The 21,467-nt window shown below is 47.1% G+C and carries 19 protein-coding genes; 5 read left to right on the top strand and 14 right to left on the bottom strand.

Going from position 1 to position 21,467, the window contains the following annotated elements:
* Positions 1-43 precede the first annotated feature (43 nt).
* The gene (locus MARGE09_RS14675; protein ID WP_236983094.1) at positions 44-964 is read right to left on the bottom strand and encodes an FHA domain-containing protein; all 921 of its coding nucleotides are present in this window, start codon (positions 962-964) and stop codon (positions 44-46) included.
* Between the two features lie 185 nt (positions 965-1,149).
* Between MARGE09_RS14675 and MARGE09_RS14670 the strand changes: the two genes are divergently transcribed.
* From MARGE09_RS14670 to MARGE09_RS14655, 4 genes are all read left to right on the top strand, one after another.
* Positions 1,150-1,908: a PP2C family protein-serine/threonine phosphatase gene (locus tag MARGE09_RS14670; protein WP_236983093.1), complete on the top strand. Its 759-nt coding sequence runs from the start codon at positions 1,150-1,152 to the stop codon at positions 1,906-1,908.
* A 593-nt stretch (positions 1,909-2,501) separates the two neighbouring features.
* On the top strand, positions 2,502-3,980 hold the full coding sequence (locus MARGE09_RS14665) for a NarK family nitrate/nitrite MFS transporter (protein ID WP_236983092.1): 1,479 nt from the start codon (positions 2,502-2,504) through the stop codon (positions 3,978-3,980).
* Positions 3,981-4,109: 129 nt separating this feature from the next.
* A complete protein-coding gene (locus tag MARGE09_RS14660) occupies positions 4,110-5,714 on the top strand; it encodes an L-lactate permease (protein ID WP_236983091.1) in 1,605 nt (534 codons plus the stop codon).
* A gap of 26 nt (positions 5,715-5,740) precedes the next feature.
* A complete protein-coding gene (locus MARGE09_RS14655; protein WP_236983090.1) occupies positions 5,741-7,462 on the top strand; it encodes a bifunctional protein-serine/threonine kinase/phosphatase in 1,722 nt (573 codons plus the stop codon).
* Here MARGE09_RS14655 and MARGE09_RS14650 read toward each other — a convergent pair.
* The 11 genes from MARGE09_RS14650 to MARGE09_RS14600 all read right to left on the bottom strand — a co-directional run bounded on the left by MARGE09_RS14650 (position 7,459) and on the right by MARGE09_RS14600 (position 17,605).
* A complete protein-coding gene (locus MARGE09_RS14650; RefSeq protein ID WP_236983089.1) occupies positions 7,459-7,830 on the bottom strand; it encodes an RnfH family protein in 372 nt (123 codons plus the stop codon). The genes MARGE09_RS14655 and MARGE09_RS14650 overlap by 4 nt on opposite strands.
* A 4-nt stretch (positions 7,831-7,834) precedes the next feature.
* On the bottom strand, positions 7,835-8,269 hold the full coding sequence (locus tag MARGE09_RS14645) for a type II toxin-antitoxin system RatA family toxin (protein WP_236983088.1): 435 nt from the start codon (positions 8,267-8,269) through the stop codon (positions 7,835-7,837).
* Between the two features lie 2 nt (positions 8,270-8,271).
* Positions 8,272-9,663 (bottom strand): sodium-dependent transporter, encoded by a 1,392-nt coding sequence (locus MARGE09_RS14640; protein ID WP_236983086.1) that lies wholly within the window; start codon positions 9,661-9,663, stop codon positions 8,272-8,274.
* A 41-nt stretch (positions 9,664-9,704) separates the two neighbouring features.
* Positions 9,705-10,580, bottom strand: a complete 876-nt coding sequence (locus tag MARGE09_RS14635; protein ID WP_236983084.1) for a septal ring lytic transglycosylase RlpA family protein — start codon at positions 10,578-10,580, stop codon at positions 9,705-9,707.
* 11 nt (positions 10,581-10,591) lie between these two features.
* Positions 10,592-11,599 (bottom strand): lytic murein transglycosylase B, encoded by a 1,008-nt coding sequence (gene mltB / locus MARGE09_RS14630; protein ID WP_236983082.1) that lies wholly within the window; start codon positions 11,597-11,599, stop codon positions 10,592-10,594.
* A gap of 59 nt (positions 11,600-11,658) precedes the next feature.
* Positions 11,659-12,813 carry a rod shape-determining protein RodA gene (gene rodA / locus MARGE09_RS14625; RefSeq protein ID WP_420828072.1) on the bottom strand — a complete coding sequence of 385 codons (1,155 nt, stop codon included), beginning with the start codon at positions 12,811-12,813 and terminating at the stop codon, positions 11,659-11,661.
* Positions 12,810-14,717 carry a penicillin-binding protein 2 gene (gene mrdA, locus MARGE09_RS14620; protein WP_236983080.1) on the bottom strand — a complete coding sequence of 636 codons (1,908 nt, stop codon included), beginning with the start codon at positions 14,715-14,717 and terminating at the stop codon, positions 12,810-12,812. The genes rodA and mrdA overlap by 4 nt, the downstream gene beginning before the upstream one ends.
* Positions 14,718-14,767: 50 nt before the next feature.
* A complete protein-coding gene (gene rlmH, locus MARGE09_RS14615; protein WP_236983079.1) occupies positions 14,768-15,235 on the bottom strand; it encodes a 23S rRNA (pseudouridine(1915)-N(3))-methyltransferase RlmH in 468 nt (155 codons plus the stop codon).
* 30 nt (positions 15,236-15,265) lie between these two features.
* On the bottom strand, positions 15,266-15,613 hold the full coding sequence (rsfS, locus tag MARGE09_RS14610; RefSeq protein ID WP_236983078.1) for a ribosome silencing factor: 348 nt from the start codon (positions 15,611-15,613) through the stop codon (positions 15,266-15,268).
* A complete protein-coding gene (gene nadD, locus MARGE09_RS14605) occupies positions 15,610-16,290 on the bottom strand; it encodes a nicotinate-nucleotide adenylyltransferase (RefSeq protein ID WP_236983076.1) in 681 nt (226 codons plus the stop codon). Before nadD ends, rsfS begins: the two co-directional genes overlap by 4 nt.
* 61 nt (positions 16,291-16,351) lie before the next feature.
* Positions 16,352-17,605: a glutamate-5-semialdehyde dehydrogenase gene (locus tag MARGE09_RS14600; RefSeq protein ID WP_236983075.1), complete on the bottom strand. Its 1,254-nt coding sequence runs from the start codon at positions 17,603-17,605 to the stop codon at positions 16,352-16,354.
* A gap of 201 nt (positions 17,606-17,806) precedes the next feature.
* On the opposite strand from MARGE09_RS14600, the gene MARGE09_RS21755 reads away from it, so the two are divergent.
* A complete protein-coding gene (locus MARGE09_RS21755; protein WP_420828071.1) occupies positions 17,807-18,889 on the top strand; it encodes a methyl-accepting chemotaxis protein in 1,083 nt (360 codons plus the stop codon).
* Between the two features lie 63 nt (positions 18,890-18,952).
* Here the strand turns inward: MARGE09_RS21755 and slyD are convergent, their stop codons facing one another.
* Positions 18,953-19,432: a peptidylprolyl isomerase gene (slyD, locus tag MARGE09_RS14585; RefSeq protein ID WP_236983074.1), complete on the bottom strand. Its 480-nt coding sequence runs from the start codon at positions 19,430-19,432 to the stop codon at positions 18,953-18,955.
* A 71-nt stretch (positions 19,433-19,503) separates the two neighbouring features.
* Entirely contained in the window at positions 19,504-21,435 is a 1,932-nt protein-coding gene (gene acs / locus MARGE09_RS14580) for an acetate--CoA ligase (protein ID WP_236983073.1), read from the bottom strand.
* Between the last annotated feature and the right edge of the window lie 32 nt (positions 21,436-21,467).

Here is a 21,467-nt window from a genome sequence, read left to right as displayed (position 1 = left end):
TAGTTAGTTGGTATTACGAATGCTCGTAAAGGCGATATAGGCTTTAAGTAAGCAAAAACCAAGCAAGCCATGCGACTACGCCAATAACAATGCCCGCACCTAGCAACAGCTTAATGGTATCTGCTGAGGAGTCATCATTAGAACGCCCCGTGCTGGCACTACTTAACCTCGGGCGCACAGGCGGGGACTTTCGACCAGCGCCAGATGACGGCTTTTGGCGCTCGATTTGTTTTGGCGTAACGGCCTGTCTAATTTGCGTTTCATCCAGCGCTGCGCGCAACGTAGTTACATCTTCGACGTTGCTTGCCGCTTCGACCCGAAAGCGCAGCGTATCAAAGCTGACCTCATCTCCATGATGTAACGATATGCGCTCGATTCTTGCGCCATTGATAAACGTACCATTCGATGAGCCCAAATCCTCAACGGTTAAGCCTGCATCTGTAACAATAAATTTGGCATGCTTGCGGGATAAGTGTGATGCCGGAATGCAGATATCACACTCTTTTGAGCGCCCAAGCAACATTGTACCGTGCAGGTCAAAACCATCGCTTTTAGCAAGCGTCGTATTAAGTGGCCTTAAGTGCCACGGCGCTTCAGCTTCGCCCTCTGGCACACTTTTTAGGTTTAGCGCAGAGCGTAAATTGGTCTTATCAGAAAAATCCCTTTTAGGGCCTTCTTGCTTTGGGTCGGCAATGGCAAGCTCTGCCTCTCCCATTGAGATAAGATCCCCAGGTTTCAATACTTGGCTGGCGGCAACGGTGTGGCCATTAACCTGAATAATGGCGCTGCCGTCAATACGAACCAAAGAAACGGCTTCGCCTTCGACAATAATGTCTGCATGGTGCTCAACGACACCCGGTTGGGCCAGCACACAATCGCAATCGTGCTTAGATCCAAAAGTATATTTTGGCGCGACAAGCCACATGGCCGGCTTTGCGGAGTTGGTAAAACGCAGCTGAAGCATAATATTATTATTTCCTGACCCAGTCTTTTTGCTGTGTAGGCGACTTTATACCAAACACATGTAAATACCACCAGAGAGATCACATTCTTTTATTTTTCGACTGACAAGTCCGCCTTTTTGGTTTAGGCTCCGTCCAATAAGACAATAACTGGACTTAAGCGCTTTTCTGTCGCCACTTCAAACGCATGCCGCTACCCTACTATAATGCTAAAACCGATGTTGGTTTAGTCCGCAACAATAATGAGGACGCCCTCCTAGTAAGCCCTTCGCTTAAATTATGGGCCGTGGCAGACGGAATGGGTGGCCACGCTTCCGGCGAAGTTGCCAGCGCGGTTGCCAATATCACCATAGAAGAGTCTATAGAAGCTGGCGCTAGTCTTAGCGAGGCCATTCAGCGCGCGCACAAAGCGGTATTGAATGAAGCGACAGAGCAACCTCAGTATCGCGGGATGGGGTCGACGATTGTTGCGGTTCAATCCAGCGGCACGCAATATCAAGTGGCCTGGGTTGGCGATAGCCGCGCCTACTTGTGGACGCACAGCCAGCTAGGCCGGCAGTTAGAACAGCTCACCACCGATCACTCTTATGTTCAAATGCTGTATCAGGCCGGCGCGATTACCGCCAAAGAACTCAACACGCACCCAGAGCGCAACGTCATCACGCAATGCCTAGGCTCACTAGAGCTTAGCAGCGTGAATGTCGAAACCGTAGACAGAGAATGGCGCAAAGGCGACTGGTTATTGCTTTGCAGTGACGGCCTTACCGATGCTGTTGGCGATCAAGCTATTTGCGATATTCTGAGCGCCCACACAGAAATCCCCTCTGCCGTTGACGCCTTGGTTCAGGCAGCCCTTGATAACGGCGGCCGAGACAACGTGTCTGTGCTTATTGTTAGCCGCCCCCCCACCGGTTTTAATCGAATTCTTCGCGCCTTAGGCGTATAGCCTTTTTAAAAAACTGTAACTATTCAGCCATCTGTGAAACTGAGTACTAATTGATCATTTCCTAGGCCTAGGCCGCTCAACCGATCTACGACTTTGCACTCGTGCAAACTTTAACCTTGCATATCCTTATGCCGGTGCAAAACCTTTCTCCAAACACCCTTGCTGGGGCTGCGTACTATGCACGTGCTCCGAGGCATGCCTAGAAAGCAATCCCCCTTCGAGTAAGCAATATTTTTTAATGGCCGAATAATTACAAAAAACTTAGCTCTCGTTACAGTTCACGCTAATGGTGCACCGAATTAGATCTATGCATTCAATTCGAGCGCCATGCTTTGGACCTTGCACCTCCCGAAACCACAAAATAGGTCAGCAACAACCCAGAGCGCCACAAAATAACCCCTCAAGGTCTTATAAACAGAAGATTTCGCCAAAAATAAATACACAAGCACGGCTTTCCGGCATCAACAACGTGCAACCCAAAAAAAAATAATAACTTGGCACAAAACCTGCTTGGCAAGGTGTAGCGTAATTAAATTGCTGCTAGTTATAGGCAGCAACGCGCACCACTTTATTAATACAAAAACAGGCTATTTATGAGCTCCTCAAACTTAAATCTTCTTGATGTTAGTAAGGCGAATGTTCGCTTATTACACCTCTCTTGGTTTGCATTTTTCCTAACCTTTATGGTTTGGTTTAGTCATGCTCCGCTTAAACCCCTCATTATGGAGGCCTTTAATTTAACCGGCGCACAATGGAAAGCACTGTTGATTTTAAATGTGGCCCTTACTATTCCGGCACGAATAGTTGTTGGCATTTTGGTTGACAAATTTGGCCCGCGCATTGTTTATAGCTTACTTCTATTTAGCTCAGGCATTATGTGTCTGGCATTTGCTTCGGCTCAAACTTATGAGCAACTTGCATTAACACGATTTCTATTGGGTTTTGTCGGCGCTGGTTTTGTTATTGGTATTCGACTTGTTGGAGAATGGTTCCCTGCACGCCAAGTTGGTTTAGCCGAAGGCGTTTACGGCGGCTGGGGTAACTTTGGTTCGGCGGCTGCAGCCTTTACCTTACCGACGCTTGCCATTGCCTTTTACGGCGGCGAAGACGGCTGGCGCTACGCGATTGGCACCACGGGTGTTGTTGCGATGATTTATTCATTCATTTTTTACTTGCGCGCACGCAACACGCCTAAAGGCTCAACCTATTTTAAGCCTAAAAAATCAGGTGGCCTTGAAGTTAGTAACCGCAAAGACTTTTTCTTTTATTTAGCCATGAATATCCCAATGTATTTGATCCTTGCGGTACTCGCATGGAAATTATCACCATCAGGTGTTGGCCTCTTATCTCAAAGTACAACTTATCTTTTGTATGCTGTACTCGTTGCGCTTTTCATTTTTCAGTTTTCTCAAATTTATAAAGTTAACAAAGAGATGCTTAAAACGGGTGATGTTGAGCCTCATCAGCGTTATAAATTTAAGCAAGTGGCCATTTTAGATTGGGCTTACTTTGTTACCTTTGGTTCTGAACTGGCCGTTGTTTCTATGCTTCCTGCATTTTTTATGGAAACGTTTGATGGCATGTCGATAGCCGTTGCCGGCGCACTCGGCGCAGCATTTGCCTTTATGAACTTGGTTGCACGTCCTGGCGGCGGTTATTTAAGTGATAAATTCGGTCGACGCAAATCAATGAGTATATTTATTCTTGGCTTGTCTGCCGGCTACTTTATTTTGTCTCAGGTTTCTGGCTCTTGGCCAATTCCCTTGGCAGTTCTAGCGGTTATGTGCTGCTCTTTCTTTGTGCAAGCTGGTGAAGGGGCTGTATTTGCCATTGTGCCACTGGTAAAACGCCGCATGACCGGCCAAATCGCGGGTATGGCAGGTGCTTACGGTAATGTTGGTGCCGTTACCTTCCTAACCATTTACAGCTTTGTTGATGCATCCACTTTCTTTATGATTATTGGCGCCAGCGCTCTGGTTATTTTTGGTGTCGTACAATTCTTAGAAGAACCTGATGGACACATGGCCGAGGTGCACGAAGATGGTACCGTCGAAAAAATCGAACTAACCTAATTCGTCATTAGCAAAACAAAAAGCGGCGTCACATAAAATGTGCGCCGCTTTTTTCTTTTCTAAAGCAAAACTTTGCGATTATTACCAAAAACTAGCAAAATAGCCGAACCTCACTTTCTCGGCCATATCATGTACATTCTTTCTGCCGCGGTACCAATCTTTTCTGTTTTAGTGCTTTTAGTTGCCTTAAGGTTACCTGCATCTAAAGCGATGCCACTAAGCCTTTTGTTGACCTTTATCGGCTGTTTCTGGGTATGGAAAATGCCTTTCGTCCACATCTTTGCTGCGGCAACGGAAGGGGTAGTCATTGCTGTTAGTATTTTATGGATCGTTTTTGGCGCTATTGCATTACTCAATGTATTAAAAAAAGTAGGTGCCATTGAAATTATTCAGCAAGGCTTTACCCAATTAACGCCAGACCGACGCATTCAAGCAATTGTTATTGCTTGGCTATTTGGCGCCTTCTTAGAAGGCGCGTCTGGTTTTGGCTCGCCAGCCGCTATTGCAGCACCACTTTTGTGCTCACTGGGGTTCCCTCCCATTGCCGCCGTCGTTGCTGCGCTGGTTGGCGATTCCGCACCCGTCACTTTTGGCGCGGTTGGCACTCCGATCCTAATAGGCCTAACTGAGGGTGCCCCAAGCTTGTCACCGACTGAAATACAAGCTATCGCCAGCCGCGCAGCATTATTTGATATCGCAGTTGCAACTTTTATCCCGCTATTAATTGCAATGTTGCTCACGCGCTACTGGGGGGAGCGAAAGTCTTGGCGTGAAGGGCTTGAAATTTGGCCATTTGCTTTGCTTTGCGGCGCAAGTTTCACAATTACCGCCTGGGCTGTTTGCACTTTTTTAGGGCCGGAGTTTCCATCGATTATTGGAGGTTTAGTCGGTTTGGGTTGCGCACTATTGGCGATTAAAAAAAATTACTTAATGCCAAAAAAAATCTGGCGCTTTAAAAATGATGAGCCCCAACTGCTACCGCACGGGCCTAGCCGACAACAGCTCCTATTCGCTTGGGCGCCCTATTTTGCTGTTGCTAGTCTTTTGGTGTTAAGTCGAATTGACGCCTTGCCAATAAAAGCCTTGCTAAAGCAGATCACAATCAACACCGGGCCAATATTGGGTTCGAATATTCAAACAAGTTTTGAGCCGCTGTATTCACCAGCAATGATTTTTATTGTTGTAGCCGTTATTACCCAGCTAGCTGCTAAACAAGTGCAAGCCAACGTTAACCGTAAAACTATCGAGCCAGACTTACAAACACCTTGGCTAAATGCACTTAAAACACTTCTACCGACAAGTATTGCTTTAATGGCTTCCGTTCCGATGGTGCGCATGTTTATTCATTCTGATATCAACAACCAGGGGCTAGAGGCTATGCCCATAGTACTGGCAGAACTCGCGGCCAACCAGTTTAGTGCTGCATGGCCTATTTTCGCACCTTTCGTGGGCGCCCTTGGCTCTTTCGTTGCTGGCTCTGCCACTTTTTCGAATATGATGTTTTCTAATTTGCAGCTCGCCGTTGCTCAGCAACTTAACCTACCCACTACAAATATGTTGGCGTTGCAGCTTCTTGGCTCAAATGCCGGCAATATGATATGCGTATCGAATGTTGTTGCAGCCGCTTCTGTCGTTAAGATCGCCGGCTCAGAAGGCCAAATAATCCGGCACACGTTGCTCCCAATGTTATTGTATGTGCTGGCTGCCGGCACCATTGGGCTATTACTTGTTTAGCGCCATTCACTCTGAAGAAGAATATTATGGACCATTTGCAATCATCCCTTAAAATCGATTTTGCGCAGCTTTCTCAAGCAGGAGTGAAACCCGAAAACCAAGATACTATTGGCGCACGCATACCCGAAGGCAACACGCTGGCAAGCAAAGGAATTGCTATCGCTATCGCAGATGGCGTTAGCACCTCGCAAGCTGCAAGGCAGGCAAGCCAAAGCGCAATTACAGGTTTTTTAAGCGACTATTACGCAACGCCAGACACATGGCGAACAGAACAAAGTGCAACGCAAGTCATTCAATCACTTAATCGCTACTTGTGGGGCCTAGGGTTAAATAGCCCTAGGCAAGAAGGTTTATTAACCACCTTTTCCGCAGTGATTTTGAAAGGAGATAAAGCCTTTTGTTTTCACGTAGGCGATAGCCGCATTTATCGATTAAGAAACGCACAGCTTCAGCAATTAACACGTGACCACGCCCAGCGAATAGATAAAAAAACCACCTATTTAAGCCGAGCCTTAGGCGCTGACTCAGTACTTGAAATAGATATCCAAAAACTGGAAGTGGAAATTGGAGATACTTTCATACTCACCACGGACGGCATTCATGACAGCCTATCGTTAAAACAGTTTGAGGGCTTGGTTAATGCCTATAGTGACGATCTAGATGGCGCCTGCCAACGATTATCACAGCAAGCTCTTGAGAACGACAGCCAAGATAATTTGAGTATCCAAATCTGTAGAATTGCGAGCGTAGGGGCCTCTTCTCAAAGTGATGCCGTAGCCGTGTTATCCCAGCTGCCCTTCCCCCCCCTGTTGAATGCTGGCAACACCTTAGATGGCTTAACAATAAAAGAAATATTACAAGAGTCGGAGCGAAGCCAAGTTTATCGCGTTGAAACCCAAGATGGGCAAAGCGCCATTATGAAAACGCCCTCGGTAAACTACAGCGACGACATAGCTTATATTGAGCGCTTTGTGATGGAAAGTTGGATCGGTACCCGCATCCAGAGCTCCCATGTAGTGCGGGTGATTGAGCCACCGCAAGCGCGATCATGTTTATATTATTTAACCGAGCATCTAATAGGGCCGACCTTAACTCAGCTAATCAAGGAGCGCGCGCCTGTCGACATCCCTGACGCAGTAGAATTAATTGGCGAAATTAGCAAAGGCGTTAGAGCTTTTCATCGCAAAGATACGCTGCATCAAGACATTAAGCCCGACAACATAATCGTAACTGCAAAAGGCCCTGTAATTATTGATTTTGGCTCCAGCTGGGTTGCCGGCGTTAGTGAAATGAGCACATCTTTTGAGCGTGATTTTATTTTGGGCACACTCGATTACTCAGCCCCGGAGTATCGGTATGGTGGGCGGGCGAGTAACCGCTCGGATCAATTTAGTGTCGCGGTGCTATTGTACGAAATGCTAACAGGCAAGCGTCCATACGGCGATGGTTACGGAAAAGCAATGAACCTGAAGTCTTTCCAAAAATTAAAGTATCGCCCTGCCACGGCTTATAATCCTTTGGTACCTTTTTGGCTCGATAAAGCGATGGCCAAAGCCCTACAAATTCACCCAGAACAGCGCTACTCGTCCTTTTCTGAATTTTTACAAGACTTGCAGCGCCCCAACCCCAGCTGGCAAAACCCCGAAACCCAGCCCTTATTACAGCGCAACCCGCTGCGTTTTTGGCAAACGCTAGCGGCCTTAGGTTGGTTTATTTCCTTTGTATTACTACTGAGTATGATCGACTAGCTTTCTAGCTTGCTGCTCGGCACTTGTGCCGCAGAAGCTTTAAGTGCTTCTTGCTCTGCTTTTTGCCGAGCGGCAACACGTTTACGCACTTCTTTTGGGTCCGATATTAATGGGCGGTAGATTTCCACTCTCTCACCGGCATGTAATTCATAACTTTGTGGCGGCGCCAAACCCTTAACTCCCAGTGTTTGGCCAAAAATGCCCATCGAAGCATTTGTTAAATCCAGCTCTGGGAAATGCGATTTAATACCGGATTGCTCCGCAGCCTGCAAAGCAGTAGTGCCAGGCTTTACAAGTAGCTCTATTAATTTTTGTTTCTGAGGAAGTGCGTACGCGACCTCCACTGAAATTGGTTCTATATCTGTCACGTGATTACCCATAAATTGCTTTTGCGCGAGAACAAATAACATCGACCTGCTCGCCAGCCAAGTCTTCCATCCACTTACCCGCTGTCACATTAAGCAACATACTCGAAAAAGCAAATGTTAGCTCAAAGCTCACTTCACATCCCCCATTAGCTAAAGCCGCAAAGATCCAAACACCATCAAATTGTTTAAAGGGGCCAGTTACTAACTTAAGCTCCATTTTAACAGGCCGCGTAAGGGTATTGCGCGTGCAAAAGCTATGCTCCAGCCCACCTTTAGATAATGTCAATTCTGCTTCTACTACGCTGTTTTGTTTTGATTGAATTTTTGCAGCAACACAATGCGGTAAAAATTCTGGGTACGATGCAATATCATTGACCAAATCAAACATTTGTTCACAAGTGTATGGCACGATTGCTGTACGACGAATATTACGAGCCAAGTCTATACTCCAGCACTAAAAAAGGTTTCATAAAGTTTTAATGTCATCACCATCACAACCAGTAATGGGGAAATGTAACGCAAGATAAAAAACAGCCAAGTTCGGAAGCCTTCTGACAAGCTACTTAACTCCTCATCGAATACTTTCCTCGGCAAAACCCAAGCAACAAAAATAGCGATAAGCACGCCACCCAAGGGCAATAAGACTTGCGCCGTTAAAAAAGCAAAGAAGTCAAACGGTGTAAAGCTCAAAAGCCAAACCGGTTTAAAATCAGCTAAAACGTTAAAAGACAATACCGACAATATACCAATTGCCCAGGCCACAAATGTCACACAGGCACTAGCCGTTACACGACGCCATTTTTTATTTTCGATCAGCCAAGCTACGCCGGGCTCTATAAGTGACACGGATGAACTCCAAGCTGCAACCGATACTAAAGCAAAAAATAAAGTACCAAAGAGCCCGCCTAAAGCCATGTTACCAAATGCAACCGGTAAGCTTACAAAGAGTAAGCCCGGGCCTGAACTCGGCTCTATTCCAGGGCTAGCAAATACAATCGGGAATATGGCTAAGCCGGCCATTAAAGCAATAACTGTATCGAGCAGCCCCACAGTGATCACCGTGCGCCCCAAACAAGCTTTAGCTGGCATATAGGCACCATAAGCCATAATTGCCCCCATGCCTAAGCTGAGGGTAAAAAAGGCATGCCCTAGTGCAATTAAAACGGCATCAACAGATAATGCGGAAAAATCAAAACCAAACAAAAAGCGGACACTGGCCATAAACTCGCCAGCAAATACGCCGTAGCCCAATAACACCACTAGGCTCGCCAACAAAAAAGGCATCATTATACGAGCAACAGAGCCCAGCCCCTTGCTAACGCCGCCAGCCACAACAGCAAAGGTCATAAAACTAAAAATGCTGTGCCAAGTAAATAATATTTTGGGGCTTGCGAGTAAACCACCAAATACCTCACCGGCTTGCTCGCCATTAATACCCGCGTAATCACCAGAGGCGGTTGTTACAAAATAGTGCAATGCCCATCCAGCGACCACACTATAAAAAGACATAATAAGGACACCGGCTACAATCCCCATGCTACCAATATGCATCCAGCCTGTTCGCGCACTATTTTCTAATGCAATGCTTTTTACGGCATTAACTGGATTTTGGCGGCCTCTTTTACCCAATAGTACTTCAGCAATCATTATTGGGATGCCAATAAGCGCGATGCACATTAAATAAATAAGAACAAATGCTCCACCGCCATTTTCACCCGCGATATAAGGAAACTTCCAAATATTTCCAAGACCCACAGCAGACCCTGTGGCTGCAAGGATAAAGGTCCAACGGTTAGACCACATACCGTGTAAGCTTTTAGACTGCAATGTCATTCTCCCGTTTTATGATTACGGCTTTTCTTATAGTGTTGGCGCTAGCGGTAAACTACTTTGGGTTCGTGAAACCCTTTTTCCACAAAATGGCGCTGAAGGTGAACCAAATCCCAGTTATCTTTCAGTGGCCCCAATAATATTCGGTAAATACCACGCTCGGGTACCGGCTCAAAATTAATGGGGTATGTCGTCAAGGCCGCCGCTGACTGCCGAAACTTCTGCGCTCTTTCAAAGTCGCCAAAAGCACCCAACTGCAAAAACGTACCTTCGGGTATTTCGTAGCCACCAGAATTTCGAGGCTTTGGTGCGACGCCAGGCGATACTGCAGGTGTAGGCGAGCTATCCGATAGACCTTCATAATAACGACTACCGTCAGGTTCAATAACACGAAGCTTTACCCGACCTGTGCCATTATTCGCAAAACCTAACTTTCTAGCGGCGGTGTAAGTCAGATCAATAATACGATCACCGTGAAAAGGACCACGATCGTTGATTCGCACGATAGCTTTTTTACCATTCTCGACATTTGTTAATTCGACAAAGGTAGGGATCGGCAAAGTCTTATGTGCGGCAGTCATGCCATACATATCATAAATTTCACCATTGGATGTTTTCTTACCGTGAAATTTTTTACCATACCAAGAAGCATACCCCTCTTGCTCAAACCCTACAGTCGACTGAACAACACGGTAGGTTTTTCCACGGACGGTGTAAGGTGATTTATTGCCAGCTTTTGTTCGCGGTTCTTTTACCGGCACAGCGTCAGGAATGTGATCCACCGCGAGCGTTGTCGCAGGACCACTGTCTTTAATACCGATTTCGACGGGTGCCTCATAAGTCACGCTATAGGTTTGACAAGCAGACAAAAATAGAACCGCCAACAAGGTGGCTAAATACTGATACAACTTAAATAACAATGTCACTCACCTTAAAGAGGCGCAGGAGCTGCGCTCGCTTTTTTATAGCTAGTAGCAATTTCTTCGCTTAGCTGGTACACGGCCAAAGCATACAAACGGCTACGGTTATATCGGGTTATGACATAAAAATTGTTATAACCCAACCAATATTCGTCGCTATCAAGACCCTTATATTTCAAAGCAACAGCCGGTTTATCTGCAATAGCTTTGCGCGAAATTGGCGTAAAGCCAAGTTTGCCGAGTTCCACAGCTGATGTTTTGGGTCGACTTTTATCGTTGAACATGCGTTCTGGAAACTGTGCTTTTCGAGTCGCTTTTTGTGCTACTGGCTCCCCTGTTTGCCAGCCATGCGCTTTAAAGTAATTTGCTACGCTGGCAATGGCATCGCTTATATTAGTCCATATATCAGCAAAACCATCCTCATCATAATCAATAGCAAAGCTGCGGTAACTGCTCGGAATAAACTGGCCATAACCCATAGCGCCAGCGTATGAACCCTTGAAGGCTAACGGGTCTTGCTGCTGCTCTCGGGTAAGAAGAAAAAATTCTTCTAGCTGCTTACTAAAAAACTTACCTCGTTTAGGGTAATCAAAGCCCAAAGTGGTTAAAGCATCTACCACCCGATAACTTCCCATGTAGTTACCATAACGCGTTTCTACGCCAATAATCGCCACAATGATTTCAGCGGGTACACCAAATTCTTTTTCAACACGCGATAATATGTTGGCATGCTGCTGCCAAAATTTAACGCCGCCCTCAACACGTGCAGGCTTTAAAAAAATCTCTCGATATTCATACCAAGGTTTTGTTTTTTCTGCAGGGCGCGCAATAGCATCTAATATTGCTTGTTTCTTTTCGGCTTGCGCCAAAATACCCTCTACATAACCTTTTTCAAACTTGTGCTCTTTTACCATGCGCTCTACAAACGCTTTCGCTTCTGGGTGCTCGCTAAAGTCGCCAGCCATCACCGTTGTCACCGAGCTTATTAGGAATGCCCAGCTTAAAATAACGTATCTCATTTGCACTCCTCAGCGTGTGCAGTACCCATCTTTCTAACCGCATAGTGATCCGCGGCAAATTAACTTTGTGTTTTTTTCGGCTCTGTTGATATTGCCATCAACAAGCCAAACCCAGCCATTAGTGTGACTAACGACGTTCCCCCTAGGCTCACCAGCGGAAGTGGCACTCCGACCACGGGCAAAATACCTGACACCATGCCAACATTCACAAACACATAAACAAAAAAGGTTAATGTGATACTCCCGGCTAGCAAGCGCCCAAAGTGGGTTTGCGCCTTCAAGGCGATTACCAACCCTCTTATAACTATTGCTCCATATAAGGTTAACAAGAGCAGAACGCCTTTAAGCCCAAACTCTTCGGCTAATACGGCAATAATGAAATCGGTATGGCTTTCTGGCAAAAAATCGAGCTGAGACTGGGTACCTTTCATCCAACCCTTACCGGTTACGCCACCAGAGCCAATTGCAGTTTTCGATTGGATAATATTCCAACCAGACCCTAACCGATCGGCCTCTGGGTCTAGTAAAGTCAGCACCCGCTGCTTTTGGTAATCGTGCATCACAAAGTGCCACATCGGCAAGCTTGCCGCGCCAACCAACAAGATACTGCCTAATATATAGCGCCATTGTAAACCGGCTAAAAATAAAGCCAGTAAGCCAGAGGCTACAACTAATATCGAAGTCCCTAAGTCTGGCTGCTTGATAATTAGTAGTGCTGGTAATAACACAAGCAGCAAGCAACCAATAATATGCTTAAACTTCGGAGGCATCGCGCGCCGGCCCAAGTAAGCTGCAATGCATAGAGGCATTGCCAATTTAAGAATTTCGGAAGGCTGAAATCGAATAAAGCCTAAACTTAGCCAACGCTGCGCACCTTTCGCCCCGACGCCCATCAACAACACCAATACCAGCAAGACAATGCCTACTAAATACAACCATTTGCCCCCTCGCTCTAAAAAACCGACCGGGATTTGGGCCACGCCTATCATCCCGATATACGCTATAGAGAAAAAAATAACTTGCCGGCGAATCATAAAATCGCTAGTGCCGCTTGCACTGTATAAAATTGTCAGCCCAGCACCCGTTAATATCATGAGCAATAGCAATAGCCATGGATCAATATGAATTATTCGCCATAATGCTTCACCTTTTTTAAAGGCCGCCGTAGAGCCAGGCATATGCCGAACAAAGTCCCTACCGCCGTGCATTTTCATGGTGTCACTTCCGTAGCGATAATATTATTCATTTGCTGAGCTTTGCGGGCCGTTTCTATTTTGAACCAGTTATCAAATACTTTACGTGCAATCGGCGCCGCCGCACTAGAGCCGTGCTCGCCATTTTCAATCACAACTGCTAGTGCAATTTCAGGAGCATGTGCTGGAGCAAAAGACACAAATAAAGCATGGTCCCAATTGCGCTTATCGATTTTATCGCGGTCATATTCTTCATCTTGGGCAATACCAATCACCTGCGCTGTGCCTGTTTTACCCGCAATCCGGTACTCCAAGCCTTTACTAATCCCTTTGGCTGTACCACGATGACCGTGCACAACCGACTCCATTGCGCTGTTCACATAATCCCAGTTTTCTGCTTTGGCTTGTACCGCATCAGCGGGAGTCACTTTAATTAATTGTTCGCCAAGTTTGCTCACTAGGTGCGGCTCATAGCGTATCCCCTGATTGGCAAAAGTAGCGGTCATTACCGCCAGCTGAAGTGGTGTCGCTAACACATCGCCTTGACCAATACTGACATTTAGGCTGTCCCCTGGATACCACGGCAGTCGCCGATAGCGTTTTTTCCATTCGCGTGAAGGCCATAAACCGCTGCGCTCATTAGGAATATCAATGCCCGTTTTAGCGCCTAATCCAAAATGAGCGCCAATCGGGTGCATGCGATCAATCCCTAAGCGCACAGCCAGCTCGTAAAAAAACGTATCGCACGATTCTGTAATCGCTTTGTTTAAATCGACATTGTTTCCGTGGCCCCATTTTTTCCAATCGCGATACAAACGCTCACCTTCTGATAGCTGGTAAAAACCTGGGTCGTGAATACGGGTTTGCGGACTAATTAAACCACTTTCAAGCCCACCCAAGCCCAATATGGGTTTTAACGTGGAACCCGGAGGGTACTGCGCCTGAATCGTGCGATTATAAAGTGGCAGGTCTTTCGAGCGATTTAATGCGTTGTAATCTTGATAGCCAATACCGGTAACAAAAAGATTCGGGTTAAAGCTCGGCGTACTGACCATCGCAACAACGCCGCCAGTTCTGACATCGATAGCCACAACAGCGCCACGCCATCCCTCAAGGGCGTCAAAAGCGGCTTTTTGCAGATGTAAGTCTAAGTACAGATGAATATCTTTGCCCGGCGTAGGATCCTGCCGCTGCAGTACACGCAGCGATCGGCCATGGGCATTGGTTTCCATAAATTGGCTACCAACCTTGCCGAGCAGCTCGCGCTCATATTTTTTCTCGATACCGATTTTTCCAATGCTATAAGTCGCGCTGTAGTCTTTGCGGGCTTCCTCATCAAACGAGCCTAATTCGCGCTCATTAATACGTCCAACATAGCCAATCGTATGCGCTAACAATTCACCGTGAGGGTAATAACGAACAAGCTCAGCCTCTACCTCTACACCCTCTAAGCGATATTCATTAACACTGATTTTGGCAATTTCGTCTTCGCTTAAATCAAGTTTTAAAGGAATTGGTTGATACGGAGAGCGGGCACGGCGTTTAGTTTTTTTAAAGCGGTCGATATCTGACTGGCTTAGTTCAACCAAATCACCCAAGGTAGAAAAAAGCGCATCTAAATTATCAACGCGTTCAACAATAACGCTTAAACGGTAACTCGGGCGGTTGTCGGCCAGCAAGATGCCATTTCTGTCATAAATAAGCCCGCGTGTGGGCGCTACCGGCTGAACCTGTATGCGATTACGATCTGAGCGGGTGACAAAATCCTCGTGCTGGGTCACTTGCAAACTGTAAAAGCGGAACAACAGAATGCCCAGCATGACCAACATACCCAATAGCGCCACACCTATGCGGCGCTGAATTACGCGTCGCTCATGGCCTTGGTTGGCCATGCGCAAATCGTTATCACTGCCTAGTGTTGGCATGCGGCCCATCCTGCGCTAAGTTTTTGCTCGATAAACAATAGAACGCTCATTTATTTATGGTAAGGGTGTCCATTCAATACCGTCCAAGCCCGATATAATTGCTCAATAAAAACCACCCGAACCAACGGGTGCGGCAGTGTTAAATTAGACAGCGACCACTTAGCATTTGCACGCTCAAGAATGTCATCAGCTAAACCATCGGGGCCGCCAATCACAAAACTAATATTCCGCCCGTCCATTCGCCAATTTTCTAAATGACCTGCTAGCGCTTCGGTACTCCACGGCTTGCCTTGCACATCCAAAGCAACAACCCAATCGGTAGCAGGAATTGCTTGCAGTATGGCTTGCCCCTCACTCGCAATCGCTGCCTGTATAGAGGCGTTTTTAGCTCTATGTCCAGGGTTTAATTCAATTAAGGTTGGCGATAATTCCTTAGGCAGGCGCTTACCGTATTCCGAATACCCCTTTTGAACCCAATCAGGCATTTTGGTGCCTACGGCAATTAACTGTACTTTCATTGTGGCTTTTTACCAACCGTTGATCGCGTACTAATCACGCTCGGGAATTTGGTTTGCAGGCACTTTAGACCACAACTTTTCAAGCTCATAAAAATCGCGCGCATTTGGCAACATCACATGAACAACGACAGAGCCAAAATCAACAAGCACCCATTCGCCAACATCCATACCTTCCACACCAATTGGACGGAACCCTGCTTTTTTAGCATCATCCAATACGTTATTTGCCAATGACTTAACTTGGCGATTCGACGCGCCAGAGCAAATAACCAAGGTGTCTGCTACATCGGAGACCCCGATAACATCTATTTCGACAATTCTTTCGCCTTTGATATCTTCAAGGGCGCTTTTAACAATATCTTTTAATGGTTTGGTCATGATTTTTCGGTATCGCTCGTTAAATAAAGTTTATGTTGATTAATATATTCAGCCACGGCTTGCGGCACGAGCTGAGTAATCTGTAATGATGTTTCTTTGCACCGCCTTTGTTGCTCTATAAGCCGGCGAATAGTTGTTGAAGATAAATCCATTTCTTCTGTATTTAGCAGTATGCATTTACCGCAAGCACTACCGGCAATATCCCGCAGCGATGCGCGATGCTGAGCCCACCAATGCCCCAATACGCCGTCACTAGGTGCCAAATAGCCGGGCCGATTTACCACAGCAATGTGCGCATACTGCAAAAGTTGCTGCCAGCCATACCAGCGGTCAAGTGTTATTAAGCTATCCATGCCAATCAACCAAAAAAGCGGCGTATTGGCGCCATGCAATTGCCGTAAGTACTGCAGCGTATGTAACGTGTATGAAGAACGATCATGCTTGAGTTCATAATCTTCAACGTGCACATTCATCCCTGTAGGATTCGACGCGATGGTTTTTAATGCGCATTCAAGCATTGCCAAACGGTGCTGGCTACTGGTACGCGGCTGATCTTTATGCGGTGTAATATGGCAAGGCACAAAACCGACGTTAGCGACATTTAAAAGTTGCCCAGCGCATAACGCCGATTGCAAATGACCGTTATGAATAGGATCAAAAGTGCCGCCAAAATACAACCAGGACGCGCACGGCGTTTGACTAGCGATAACAGCAGTCCTTTAAGACAAAACCGACAACCTATCGAATATGGCCATCACCAAAAACAATCCATTTTTGCGATGTTAAACCTTCCAAGCCAACAGGGCCGCGTGCGTGTATTTTATCGGTAGAAATGCCAATCTCTGCACCTAGGCCGTACTCAAAACCATCGGCAAAACGGGTTGATGCATTGACCATGACAGAGCTGGAATCGACCTCACGCAAGAAGCGCCTTGCCGTGGTGTAATTTTCAGTGATAATCGACTCGGTGTGTTGCGAACTATACTGGTTAATATGTGCTATGGCCTCATCAATACCGGCAACCACTTTAATGGATAAAATTGGCGCCAAGTACTCTGTACTCCAGTCTTCTTCAGAGGCAGCACTGCACGCACTAATAATGCTACAGGTAGCCGCACACCCGCGAAGCTCTACGCCCTTTGCAATATAGTCTTCCGCTAAACGCGGGAGAATGCTCGATGCAACAGACTGCGCAACCAAAAGTGTTTCCATCGCATTGCAAACGCCATAGCGGTGGGTTTTAGAATTTAGCGCAACGCGATGCGCCTTATCTAAATCAGCATCGTCGTCAATGTAGACATGGCAAATGCCATCGAGATGCTTAATCACAGGCACGGAAGCCTCGTTGCTAATACGCTCGATTAAACCCTTGCCACCGCGCGGCACAATGACATCAACATACTCGCTGCTAGTGATTAGCGCTCCCACTGCTGCGCGATCTGTCGTTTCAATGACCTGCACGCAGGTTTCGGGTAAGCCGCTTTCAATCAAGCCGGCCTTTACCGCTGTTGCAATGGCTTTATTCGAATGAATAGCTTCGCTGCCACCGCGTAAAATAGCCGCATTACCAGACTTCAAACACAAGCTAGCTGCATCTATTGTTACATTTGGGCGAGACTCATAAATGATGCCGACAACCCCAAGTGGGACGCGCATTTTGCCGAGTTGTATGCCACTTGGACGGTAGCTCATATCGGTTATTTCACCACAAGGGTCAGGTAACGCGGCCACCTGTTTGAGGCCTTCAATCATCCCATCGATGCGCTCTTCGGTAAGCTCTAAGCGGTCGAGTAAGGCATCGTCTAAGCCGGCACTTCGGCCTGCGCTCATATCTAATGCGTTTTGCTGCAACAGCTGATCACGCGATGCATCTAACTGCTTAGCAATAGAGAGCAGCGCGGCATTCTTTTCTTGTGTTGTCGCCTTAGCGATGGCTCTAGACGCTTGGCGCGCATTGCGGCCAACATAGGCCATATAGTCTGAGATATTCATGTGCAGTCACTGGCTAAATAAAACCGAGATTATATCAGAGCCGGCAAGCTAGGTCGCTCAGACTATAACGCGAAGGAACAATAAACATAGCGAACTGGTTTAAACGATCTATAGTTATTCAGGTAATGATTTAAAACAGACAAGCAATAAATAACTTTTTGATCAAGGCCATATTACGCGCCAACACTGGAGGCACCAACCATGTTTTTTGCTCGAGGAAAACAAGAAGCGCTAGACGAATTAGAGCGAGAAAATCGCCAGCTAAAGGAAAGGCTTACCGACCTTCAGCAAGAGCTCTCCAGCGCACAAGAGTTAGCGCGCAATACTCCACCACCGGAGGATACAAGCCACCGCGACGAGCTTAACCAGCTTTGGCTACAGTCGAGCGGGGCTATTAATGCCATTCAACAAGACCTTGCACATTCTGCCGTTAACCTGACAGAGAGCCGCAACGAGTTTGAACAATCGCAAGCCATGTTCGATCAAATAATGGGATTGCTAGGCACCACCACCAACACCACAAGCACCATCAGCAAAGATACCACCGAGGTGGCGGCCGCAGTTAATAACCTCAAAAGTGTAACTGAAGGTATTAATGGCTTTGTATCGATGATTCAAGGCATCTCAGAACAAACTAACCTGCTAGCATTGAATGCTGCCATTGAAGCCGCGCGCGCTGGCGAGCAAGGCCGAGGCTTTGCCGTTGTCGCAGATGAGGTAAGAAGCTTGGCTCAGCGTTCAGCTGAAGCTACCAACGAAATTGCAGCACTGATCAACAAAGTGAATACGGAAATGGATAACGTCGTCGGCGGTATTGACCGCGTTGGCGAAAAGTCTCATACCGTTAGCAGCAACACTCAAGGCATTGAGGAAACAACCAGCAGCCTAGTACAGCTTGCCAAGAAAATGTTTGGCGTGATCGATGCCTCGACCGACGACGCTTTTGTACAAACCATTAAAATGGACCATATGGCTTGGAAGCTAGAAGTCTACAAAGTGCTTTTGGGGCAATCTCATTCACAAGCCAATGATTTTTCCGATGCCGACCAATGCCGCCTAGGCCAATGGTATAACAACGGCGAAGGCGCGAAGAAATATGCAAGCCAAAGTGCCTACAAAGCCTTGGAGAGCCCACACCGCGAAGTCCATACCCAAGGTAAAAATGCAGTCAATGCTTACCACCGCAACGACTTTTCAGGTGCCGTTGCCTGCGTAAGACAGATGGAAAATGCCAGCCAACAGGTCACCTCACAACTCGACAGGCTTGCAGAAAGCATGCGCTAACACGCATAAAAAAGGCTCCTAAAGGAGCCTTTTTACGTTTAACGTACTAGAGCGGCTATAAGTTTAGTGGCTGCAGCCTTCACCATGAATATGGCCATGCTCAAGCTCTTCTTGGGTTGCTTCGCGCACATCAACAACCTCAACATCAAAATTAAGCACTTTACCGGCTAATACATGATTGCCATCCACAGTGATGGTTTCCTCGCTAACTTCAGTAACCTCTACAAACTGCTCGCCCTGTGGCCCTTGTACTTGAAACTCCATGCCAACTTCAATGCTATCTACGCCCGAGAACATTTCGCGTGGCACCGCTTGCACTAAGTTTTCATCGTGCTCGCCGTAACCGTCCGCAGGCTGAACAGTAACGACTTTTTTATCACCCACAGCACAACCTTCTAGTTCACGCTCTAACCCAGGAATGATATTGGCGTGACCTTGCAGATAAGTTAAAGGCTCTGCGCCGGCTGATGAGTCGATAGTCTCACCGCTTTCGTCGGTGAGTGTGTAATGGATGGCGACGGCTAAATCATTAGCAATTTTCACAGAGTAACTCCGGCTGACAAGCAGCAAATAATAAATTAAGCGCGCACCCTAAACCAACGACCAGCCAGTGTCTAGCTTGACTGGCGATTTGCAATTAGGCTATCCACCACACTTGGGTCGGCCAGTGTTGAGGTATCCCCCAAGGACTCAAGGTCACCCTCGGCTATTTTGCGTAATATGCGACGCATAATTTTACCCGAGCGCGTTTTCGGCAAACCCGGTGCCCACTGAATAATATCGGGCTTAGCAATAGGGCCAATCTCTTGCGTGCAAACATCGATTAACGCTTTCTTTTCGACCTGATCCGCATCGACGCCTTGCATCAAGGTAACGTACGCATATATCCCCTGCCCCTTGATCGGATGCGGGTAACCGACAACAGCAGCCTCGGCCACGCTTGGGTGTGCCACCAAGGCGCTTTCAATTTCCGCAGTCCCTAGCCGGTGACCGCTGACATTCAAGACATCATCTACGCGGCCTGTAATCCAGTAGTAGCCATCTTCATCACGGCGCGCACCATCACTGGTGAAGTAATAACCTTTATAAGTGCTGAAATAAGTATCGATAAGACGTTGATGGTCGCCATAAACAGTGCGAATTTGGCTAGGCCAAGAGCTTCGAATGGCTAAATTCCCTTGGCAGGCTCCCGTTAGCTCAACACCATCAGCATCAAGAATTACAGGTTCAACGCCAAAAAATGGCAACGCAGCTGAACCCGGCTTTAGAGCCATGGCACCAGGTAATGGCGCCAACATATGTGCTCCGGTTTCAGTTTGCCACCAAGTATCAACAATGGGGCAGCGGGCATCCCCAACAACATTGTAATACCACTGCCATGCCTCGGGGTTAATCGGCTCACCTACTGTGCCCAACAGCCGTAGACTTTTGCGCGATGATGCCGTAACAAAGTCATCCCCCTGCCCCATTAGCGCGCGCAATGCTGTCGGGGCCGTGTAGAAAATAGCAACCTTGTGCTCATCAACCACATCCCAGCAACGAGAGGCCGTTGGATATGTGGGCACACCTTCAAAAATTAAACTCGTCGCACCCACAGCCAACGGGCCATATACACAGTAGCTATGTCCTGTAATCCAACCGACATCGGCCGTGCACCAGTACACTTCGCCAGGCTCATAATCGAAAACATATTTAAATGTCATGGCTGCTTGCAATAAATAGCCACCGGTTGTGTGAAGCACGCCTTTAGGTTTTCCGGTAGAACCGCTGGTGTATAAAATAAAAAGAGGGTCTTCTGCCGCCATGGCTTCAGGTGGGCAATCGGCGCTCTCGCAAGCTGTAGCCTCGTGATAGCACACATCACGAGGCTGCTTTGGAAGATCGGCCCCAGTATGCTTTAATACCAGAACATTCTGTACGCAGTCACAATCTGCCACGGCCTTATCAACATTGGCCTTTAAAGGTACAAGCCTGCCACCACGAACGCCTTCGTCCGCTGTAATAACTAGGCTGCACTCACTATCTAAAATCCTATCTTTTAGCGCTTCCGGCGAAAAACCACCAAAAACTACAGAATGTACCGCTCCAATTCTTGCACAAGCCAACATCGCATAGGCGGCCTCGCAAATCATAGGCATGTATATACAAACGCGATCACCTTTTCGAACACCCAAGGTTTTAAGTGCATTTGCCAATTTGCAAACCTGAAGGTGTAACTCTCGGTAGCTTACCTCAAAACTTTTACCTGGCTCGTCTCGCTCCATAATAAAAGCCGTGGCATCGGCTTTTTCAGTTAGGTGCCGGTCAATGCAGTTGTAAGCAACATTCAGCTCGCCATCAGCAAACCATTGCGCATGCCCTTTTTCAAAGTCGAACTCACGCACCTGAGTAAAGGGCGTTGACCAACTCAAAAAATTTGTCGCTTGCTCCGCCCAAAACACCTCTGGCTGCTCTATCGACTGGCGGTAAAGCAACTGGTACTGTTCAGCATTGATGTGTGAATCTTTTTCGAATGTACTAGGAACAGGGTAAGGAGTGGATGTCATTGAGGCTCCGAATCAAAGGCATAATTATTAGT

Source organism: Marinagarivorans cellulosilyticus (assembly GCF_021655555.1).
GTDB classification, from domain to species: domain Bacteria; phylum Pseudomonadota; class Gammaproteobacteria; order Pseudomonadales; family Cellvibrionaceae; genus Marinagarivorans; species Marinagarivorans cellulosilyticus.
Note: the sequence above shows the minus strand (reverse complement) of the source record. Positions and strands in the feature narration are given on the sequence as shown.

Coding starts and splice junctions, on each gene's coding strand:
- MARGE09_RS14675 (WP_236983094.1), bottom strand. CDS start 964: ATGCTTCAGCTGCGTTTTACCAACTCCGCAAAGCCGGCCATGTGGCTT.
- MARGE09_RS14670 (WP_236983093.1), top strand. CDS start 1,150: ATGCCGCTACCCTACTATAATGCTAAAACCGATGTTGGTTTAGTCCGC.
- MARGE09_RS14665 (WP_236983092.1), top strand. CDS start 2,502: ATGAGCTCCTCAAACTTAAATCTTCTTGATGTTAGTAAGGCGAATGTT.
- MARGE09_RS14660 (WP_236983091.1), top strand. CDS start 4,110: ATGTACATTCTTTCTGCCGCGGTACCAATCTTTTCTGTTTTAGTGCTT.
- MARGE09_RS14655 (WP_236983090.1), top strand. CDS start 5,741: ATGGACCATTTGCAATCATCCCTTAAAATCGATTTTGCGCAGCTTTCT.
- MARGE09_RS14640 (WP_236983086.1), bottom strand. CDS start 9,663: ATGACATTGCAGTCTAAAAGCTTACACGGTATGTGGTCTAACCGTTGG.
- mltB (WP_236983082.1), bottom strand. CDS start 11,599: ATGAGATACGTTATTTTAAGCTGGGCATTCCTAATAAGCTCGGTGACA.
- rodA (WP_420828072.1), bottom strand. CDS start 12,813: ATGAAAATGCACGGCGGTAGGGACTTTGTTCGGCATATGCCTGGCTCT.
- mrdA (WP_236983080.1), bottom strand. CDS start 14,717: ATGCCAACACTAGGCAGTGATAACGATTTGCGCATGGCCAACCAAGGC.
- rlmH (WP_236983079.1), bottom strand. CDS start 15,235: ATGAAAGTACAGTTAATTGCCGTAGGCACCAAAATGCCTGATTGGGTT.
- rsfS (WP_236983078.1), bottom strand. CDS start 15,613: ATGACCAAACCATTAAAAGATATTGTTAAAAGCGCCCTTGAAGATATC.
- MARGE09_RS14600 (WP_236983075.1), bottom strand. CDS start 17,605: ATGAATATCTCAGACTATATGGCCTATGTTGGCCGCAATGCGCGCCAA.
- MARGE09_RS21755 (WP_420828071.1), top strand. CDS start 17,807: ATGTTTTTTGCTCGAGGAAAACAAGAAGCGCTAGACGAATTAGAGCGA.
- acs (WP_236983073.1), bottom strand. CDS start 21,435: ATGACATCCACTCCTTACCCTGTTCCTAGTACATTCGAAAAAGATTCA.